This window comes from Bacteroides sp. AF32-8BH (assembly GCF_003435205.1).
GTDB classification, from domain to species: Bacteria; Bacteroidota; Bacteroidia; order Bacteroidales; family Bacteroidaceae; genus Bacteroides; species Bacteroides ovatus.
In genome coordinates this window covers 1-6,963 of record NZ_QVLZ01000088.1, presented here as the reverse complement: position 1 = coordinate 6,963, position 6,963 = coordinate 1, and the positions used below count along the sequence as shown (strand labels likewise).

At 42.2% G+C, this 6,963-nt stretch carries 8 protein-coding genes; 7 read left to right on the top strand and 1 reads right to left on the bottom strand.

Annotated elements, in window-relative coordinates; translation table 11 throughout:
• Positions 1 to 252: 252 nt before the first annotated feature.
• From DWZ47_RS29860 to der, 5 genes are all read left to right on the top strand, one after another.
• Positions 253 to 831 (top strand): YceD family protein, encoded by a 579-nt coding sequence (locus tag DWZ47_RS29860; protein ID WP_004297143.1) that lies wholly within the window; start codon positions 253 to 255, stop codon positions 829 to 831.
• 12 nt (positions 832 to 843) lie between these two features.
• Positions 844 to 1,029 carry a 50S ribosomal protein L32 gene (rpmF, locus tag DWZ47_RS29855; RefSeq protein ID WP_004296852.1) on the top strand — a complete coding sequence of 62 codons (186 nt, stop codon included), beginning with the start codon at positions 844 to 846 and terminating at the stop codon, positions 1,027 to 1,029.
• Between the two features lie 87 nt (positions 1,030 to 1,116).
• Positions 1,117 to 2,124 (top strand): beta-ketoacyl-ACP synthase III, encoded by a 1,008-nt coding sequence (locus tag DWZ47_RS29850; RefSeq protein WP_004297146.1) that lies wholly within the window; start codon positions 1,117 to 1,119, stop codon positions 2,122 to 2,124.
• Between the two features lie 86 nt (positions 2,125 to 2,210).
• Entirely contained in the window at positions 2,211 to 3,092 is an 882-nt protein-coding gene (gene era / locus DWZ47_RS29845) for a GTPase Era (RefSeq protein ID WP_004297147.1), read from the top strand.
• 48 nt (positions 3,093 to 3,140) lie between these two features.
• Complete coding sequence (der, locus tag DWZ47_RS29840; RefSeq protein WP_004297149.1) at positions 3,141 to 4,454, top strand: ribosome biogenesis GTPase Der; 1,314 nt, start codon at positions 3,141 to 3,143, stop codon at positions 4,452 to 4,454.
• Between the two features lie 106 nt (positions 4,455 to 4,560).
• Here der and lptB read toward each other — a convergent pair whose 3' ends face one another.
• Positions 4,561 to 5,322 (bottom strand): LPS export ABC transporter ATP-binding protein, encoded by a 762-nt coding sequence (gene lptB, locus DWZ47_RS29835; RefSeq protein ID WP_004297152.1) that lies wholly within the window; start codon positions 5,320 to 5,322, stop codon positions 4,561 to 4,563.
• A 75-nt stretch (positions 5,323 to 5,397) separates the two neighbouring features.
• Between lptB and DWZ47_RS29830 the strand changes: the two genes are divergently transcribed.
• Both DWZ47_RS29830 and DWZ47_RS29825 read left to right on the top strand, forming a co-directional pair.
• A complete protein-coding gene (locus DWZ47_RS29830) occupies positions 5,398 to 6,141 on the top strand; it encodes an MlaE family ABC transporter permease (RefSeq protein WP_004297154.1) in 744 nt (247 codons plus the stop codon).
• Positions 6,138 to 6,908: an ABC transporter ATP-binding protein gene (locus DWZ47_RS29825; protein ID WP_004297155.1), complete on the top strand. Its 771-nt coding sequence runs from the start codon at positions 6,138 to 6,140 to the stop codon at positions 6,906 to 6,908. The genes DWZ47_RS29830 and DWZ47_RS29825 overlap by 4 nt, the downstream gene beginning before the upstream one ends.
• Positions 6,909 to 6,963: the final 55 nt, after the last annotated feature.

The window sequence follows — 6,963 nt, the reverse complement described above, 5'->3', positions numbered from 1 at the left end:
GCCGATGGTACTGCGTAACAGTGGGAGAGTAGGTAGCCGCCGTTTTTAAGAAGTCTCGCTTGTCTATTGGACGGGCGAGGCTTTCTGTTTTTTTATTACTTTGGTATTTATATCGCCGTTTTTAACAGATACAAACCTCATAATACCTATTAAAAAAGTGAATATTTACTGATAATTTGTATGTTATGAGGATATTTATTTGTATCTTTGTCGCCCGAATTGTAAGCTAACGATTTAAAAAAGAGAGAAGCTTTGGGAAAGTTTGATAAATACAAAATTGACTTGAAAGGAATGCAAACAGACTCTGCTAAGTATGAGTTTGTATTGGATAACCTTTACTTCGCTCACATTGATGGTCCTGAAGTTCAGAAAGGAAAGGTGAATGTTACATTGACCGTGAAAAGAACCTCTCGTGCTTTCGAGCTGAGTTTTCAGACTGAGGGAATGGTATCAGTACCATGTGACCGTTGTCTGGATGATATGGAGCTACCTATCAGTTCTTCTGATAAACTGATGGTAAAGTTTGGACATGAATATGCAGAAGAAGGTGACAACCTGATTGTGATTCCCGAGGAAGAAGGGGAAATCAACGTTGCATGGTTCATGTATGAGTTTGTTGCGCTCTCTGTACCCATGAAGCATGTACATGCTCCCGGTAAGTGCAATAAAGCGATGACTGGTAAATTGAACAAGCATTTGAAAACAAATGCGAATGAGGATAGCGATGATACTTTCGACACAGGTGGAGATGACATCGTAATTGAGGAAGAAGTGGAGGAACAAATTGATCCCCGCTGGAATGAATTAAAAAAAATATTAGATAATAATTAAAGTTTTAAGAAAATGGCACATCCTAAGAGAAGACAATCAAGTACGAGACAAGCGAAGAGAAGAACTCATGATAAGGCAGTAGCTCCTACATTGGCTATTTGTCCGAATTGCGGTGAATGGCACGTTTACCACACTGTATGTGGTGCTTGTGGCTATTACAGAGGCAAGCTCGCTATTGAGAAAGAAGCAGCTGTATAATTAGTACAGTTATACTGAAAACAGCCTGGGGGTGAAACTCTCCGGCTGCTTTAAGTATTATAGTATTGCTAATTTAAAATAGGTTTGATGGAAAAAATAAATGCAGTAATCACAGGAGTCGGCGGGTACGTACCCGATTATATCTTGACTAACGACGAGATATCAAAAATGGTGGATACCAACGACGAATGGATTATGACTCGTATCGGAGTAAAGGAAAGACATATTCTGAATGAGGAAGGATTAGGTAGTTCATACATGGCACGCAAAGCTGCCAAACAGTTGATGAAGAAGACTGGTGCTAATCCTGATGATATCGATTTGGTTGTTGTTGCTACCACTACTCCTGACTATCACTTCCCTTCTACAGCTTCTATTCTTTGTGATAAACTCGGACTAAAGAATGCTTTTGCCTTCGACTTGCAGGCTGCTTGTAGCGGATTCCTGTATTTGATGGAGACAGCTGCTAATTTCATCCGTTCGGGAAGATATAAGAAAATTATCATTGTCGGTGCCGATAAGATGTCGTCAATGGTTAACTATACAGATCGTGCTACATGCCCTATTTTCGGTGACGGTGCTGCTGCCTTTATGGTGGAGCCCACTACGGAAGATTACGGAATCATGGATTCGATACTGAGAACAGATGGCAAAGGTTTGCCTTTCCTCCACATGAAAGCTGGTGGTTCGGTTTGTCCTCCGTCTTATTTCACAGTAGACAATAAAATGCACTATCTGTTTCAGGAAGGAAGAACAGTATTTAAATATGCTGTATCCAACATGTCGGATGTCTCTGCTGCAATCGCAGAAAAGAATGGTCTGACGAAAGATAGTATCAACTGGATTGTTCCGCATCAGGCGAATGTCCGTATTATCGAGGCTGTGGCTCACCGTATGGATGTGCCAATGGATAAAGTGTTGGTAAATATTGAGCATTACGGTAACACGAGTGCCGCTACACTTCCTCTGTGTATCTGGGATTATGAAGATAAACTCAAGAAAGGCGATAACATCATTTTCACTGCATTTGGTGCCGGATTTACTTGGGGCGCAGTGTACGTGAAATGGGGTTATGATGGAAAGAAGGAATCGTAACGTAAGTTACTGAATTATAACACTCAAAAACGCATCCTATTTCGATTCGATGCGTTTTTTTGTCTCAACCAATAAAATAAAGAGAAATGCATAAAGCAGGTTTTGTAAACATCGTAGGAAATCCGAATGTCGGAAAGTCGACATTGATGAATGTCTTGGTGGGCGAACGTATTTCGATCGCTACCTTCAAAGCGCAGACTACTCGTCACCGGATTATGGGAATCTATAATACGGATGAGATGCAGATTGTTTTTTCTGATACTCCGGGTGTGTTGAAGCCCAATTATAAGCTACAGGAGTCTATGCTGAATTTTTCTACTTCGGCATTGACGGATGCGGATATCTTGCTTTATGTAACGGACGTGGTGGAGACGCCGGATAAGAATAATGAGTTTATGGAAAAGGTGCGTCAGATGACGGTGCCTGTTCTCTTGCTCATCAATAAGATAGATCTTACAGATCAGGAAAAACTGGTAAAGCTGGTGGAAGAATGGAAAGAGTTGCTTCCCCAAGCCGAAATTATTCCGATTTCTGCTACATCAAAGTTCAATGTAGACTATGTGATGAAGCGGATCAAAGAACTGCTGCCCGATTCTCCTCCTTATTTTGGAAAGGATCAGTGGACGGATAAGCCTGCCCGTTTCTTCGTGAATGAGATTATCCGGGAAAAGATTCTGCTCTACTACGATAAAGAGATTCCCTATTCGGTGGAGGTTGTCGTGGAAGAGTTTAAGGAAGAACCGAAGAAGATTCATATTCGGGCGGTGATTAACGTGGAACGTGATTCGCAGAAAGGAATCATTATCGGTAAACAGGGAAAGGCGTTGAAGAAGGTGGCTACCGAGGCTCGCCGTGAACTGGAACGTTTCTTTGGAAAGACTATTTTCCTCGAAACGTATGTGAAAGTGGATAAGGATTGGCGTAGTTCGGATAAGGAACTCCGCAATTTTGGTTATCAGTTAGATTAAGAGTATTCATGCGACTGTGATAGTCGTGAAAAAACAAGGTATTGAACTATGGGTAATTTAGTTGCAATTGTAGGACGCCCGAATGTGGGCAAGTCTACCTTATTTAACCGTCTGACGAAGACTCGTCAGGCTATTGTGAATGAAGAAGCGGGTACAACCCGCGACAGACAATATGGCAAGTCTGAGTGGCTGGGCCGTGAATTCTCTGTGGTTGACACCGGTGGATGGGTGGTCAACTCGGATGATGTCTTTGAAGAGGAAATCCGTAAGCAGGTATTATTGGCTGTGGAAGAAGCGGATGTCATTCTGTTTGTAGTGGATGTGATGAATGGAGTGACTGACTTGGATATGCAGGTAGCTGCTATTCTGCGTCGCGCTAATAGTCCGGTGATTATGGTTGCCAATAAAACGGATAATCACGATTTGCAATATAACGCTCCCGAATTCTATAAACTGGGATTGGGCGATCCGTATTGCGTTTCTGCCATGACAGGAAGTGGTACGGGTGATTTGATGGACTTGATTGTCAGCAATTTCAAGAAAGAATCATCAGAAATCCTGGATGATGATATTCCCCGTTTTGCTGTGGTAGGACGTCCGAACGCCGGAAAGTCTTCCATTGTAAATGCATTTATTGGGGAAGAACGTAATATCGTAACAGAGATTGCCGGAACTACCCGCGACTCTATCTATACTCGTTACAATAAATTCGGATTTGATTTTTACCTGGTGGATACAGCGGGTATCCGTAAGAAAAACAAGGTAAATGAAGACTTGGAATATTATTCAGTCGTTCGTTCGATTCGTTCTATCGAAGGTTCGGATGTTTGTATTCTGATGTTGGATGCTACAAGAGGTGTTGAGGGGCAGGACTTGAATATCTTCTCTCTGATTCAGAAGAATCAGAAAGGTCTGGTAGTTGTTATAAATAAGTGGGATTTGGTGGAAGATAAATCTGTGAAAGTACAGAAAGCGTTTGAGGAAGCTGTTCGCTCGCGTTTTGCTCCGTTTGTCGATTTCCCGATCATCTTTGCTTCTGCACTGACTAAGCAACGTATTCTGAAAGTGCTTGAAGAAGCACGTAGTGTGTATGAGAACCGGACGACAAAAATCCCGACCGCACGTTTGAATGAAGAAATGCTTCCGTTGATCGAGGCTTATCCGCCTCCTTCAAATAAAGGTAAGTATATCAAAATTAAATATATCACACAGTTGCCGAATACACAGGTGCCTTCATTTGTATATTTCGCCAACTTACCGCAGTATGTGAAAGAGCCATACAAACGTTTCCTCGAAAATAAGATGCGTGAGAAATGGAATCTGACAGGTACTCCGGTTAATATTTATATTCGACAGAAATAAATAAAAAGGACACGGATTGTCTCAATTATATAGAATATATATAGAGACAATCCGTGTCTTTTTATAAATATATCTCTGTGAGATCTTGTATTACTTTGTAGTAGACTTATTTTTCCAACTGGAAATCTTTTCGGCGTAACACGAAGCTGTTACTCAAGTATTTTTCACGTACAATCTGATTTTCCGATAATTCTTCCGGTGTTCCCTGGAAAAGGATCTTTCCTTCGAACAGCAGATAGGCGCGGTCTGTGATACTAAGCGTTTCTTGTACGTTGTGGTCGGTAATCAGGATTCCGATATTCTTGTCTTTCAGTTTCCATACAATTTGCTGGATATCTTCTACGGCAATCGGGTCGACACCGGCAAAAGGTTCGTCAAGCATGATGAATTTGGGGTCGATGGCAAGACAACGGGCAATCTCTGTACGGCGGCGCTCACCTCCCGACAACTGGTTACCTTTATTTTTGCGTACCTTTTGCAGACGGAACTCTGCAATCAGGCTTTCGAGTTTCTCTTTTTGATATTCTTTGGGCTTGTTGGTCATTTCCAGTACAGAGGCGATATTATCTTCCACGCTCATCTGGCGGAAAACGGAAGCTTCCTGTGCAAGGTAGCCGATTCCCGTTTGTGCGCGTTTGTAAACCGGATATTTGGTAATCTCCAGGTCATCGAGGAAAATACGTCCTTCATTAGGAGTAATCAGCCCTACAGTCATATAGAATGAAGTCGTCTTACCGGCACCGTTCGGTCCCAGCAAACCTACAATCTCACCTTGCTTCACATTGATGGAAACGTGGCTTACAACGGTTCGTTTACCGTACTTCTTAACCAGGTCTTCCGTGCGGAGCACCATCTTGCTTTCTTCCATATTCTAGTTATTTTGCGGCAAATGTAGTAAAAATAAGCTGAAATAATGTACATTTGCAGACAAATAGTGTGAGTTATGATAAAAGCATTGAGAACCGTCGGGAGATATTTCATGCTGATGGGTCGGACTTTTTCCCGCCCCGAACGTATGCGTATGTTCTTCCGGCAATACCTTAACGAGTTGGAGCAGCTAGGTGTGAACTCCATCGGTATTGTGCTGTTGATTTCGTTTTTCATCGGCGCAGTGATTACCATTCAGATTAAGTTGAATATCGAAAGTCCATGGATGCCCCGCTGGACAGTGGGATATGTGACACGTGAAATTATGTTGCTGGAATTTTCTTCTTCCATCATGTGTTTGATTCTTGCCGGAAAAGTCGGGTCGAATATCGCTTCGGAATTAGGAACGATGCGGGTGACGCAACAGATTGATGCGCTCGAAATTATGGGTATCAATTCGGCGAACTACTTGATTTTGCCTAAGATTACGGCGATGGTGACTGTTATTCCTATTCTAGTGACGTTTAGTATCTTTGCCGGAATCATCGGTGCCTTTTGCACGTGTTGGTTTGCCGGGGTTATGAATGCTGTCGATCTCGAATATGGTTTGCAGTATATGTTTAACGAATGGTTTATCTGGGCGGGTATCATCAAATCCCTCTTTTTTGCGTTTATAATTGCAAGTGTGTCCGCTTTCTTCGGATACACGGTAGAGGGAGGTTCGATTGCTGTAGGAAAGGCTTCTACGGATGCCGTAGTATCCAGCAGTGTATTGATTCTGTTTTCAGACTTGATATTAACTAAACTTTTGATGGGATGATTGAGATTAAAGGACTTTATAAATCATTTGATGACAAGACAGTATTGAGTGATATCAATGCTGACTTTGCAAATGGAAAGACAAACTTGATTATCGGTCAGAGTGGTTCCGGTAAGACGGTGTTGATGAAATGTATTGTAGGATTGCTAACTCCGGAGAAAGGGGAAGTCTTGTATGACGGACGTAACCTTGTCCTGATGGGGAAGAAGGAGAAGAAGATGCTTCGCAAGGAAATGGGAATGATTTTCCAGAGTGCGGCTCTTTTTGACTCTATGACCGTATTTGATAATGTGATGTTTCCACTGAATATGTTTAGCAACGATATCTTGCGTGACCGGATCAAACGGGCGATGTTCTGTCTGGATCGTGTGAATCTGGGGGAAGCGAAAGATAAGTTTCCGGGAGAAATCAGTGGTGGTATGCAGAAGCGTGTGGCTATTGCGCGTGCGATTGCCTTGAATCCGCAATATCTGTTTTGCGATGAGCCGAACTCGGGGCTGGACCCGAAAACGTCATTGGTGATTGATGATCTGATCCACGATATTACGCAGGAATATAACATGACGACCATTATCAATACGCATGATATGAACTCTGTATTGGGAATTGGTGAGAAGGTGATTTATATTTATGAGGGACATAAAGAGTGGGAAGGTACGAAAGATGATATCTTTACTTCTACCAATGAGCGACTGAATAACTTTATCTTTGCTTCAGACTTGCTCCGTAAGGTGAAGGACGTCGAAATGCAAGGAATGGAAGGGTAATAAAAAAGAGGTTGTGTCAAAACGTTGGCACAACCTCTTTTATATTTTACAGTTC